Below are 278 nucleotides of genomic sequence, written 5' to 3'. Positions count from 1 at the left end.
TGCCGGACGGCTCGGGCGGGGTCACCGGGACGGGCCGCTTCGAGGACATCGAGGGTCAGCTGGTGCTCCGCTCGGTCGGGTACCGGGGGGTGCCGCCGGCGGGGCTGCCCTTCGACGCGGCGACGGGCACGGTGCCGCATCTGGCCGGGCGGGTGCTGCGCGGGGGCGCGGTCGCCCCGGGCGAGTACGTCGCGGGCTGGATCAAGCGCGGCCCGACGGGCGTCATCGGGACCAACCGCTCCTGCGCGAAGGAGACGGTGACGTCCCTGCTCGAGGAC

Annotated in this window: 1 pseudogene; it reads left to right on the top strand. The window is 76.6% G+C overall.

What is annotated here, in order from left to right:
* Window positions 1-278, top strand: a pseudogene (locus tag CCN29_RS09295) (NADP oxidoreductase); the annotation flags it as partial.

Source organism: Streptomyces pseudogriseolus (assembly GCA_002154585.1).
GTDB classification, from domain to species: Bacteria; Actinomycetota; Actinomycetes; order Streptomycetales; family Streptomycetaceae; genus Streptomyces; species Streptomyces pseudogriseolus.
The sequence above is the reverse complement of the archived record's forward strand: the minus strand, read 5'-3'. Positions and strand labels throughout refer to the sequence as shown.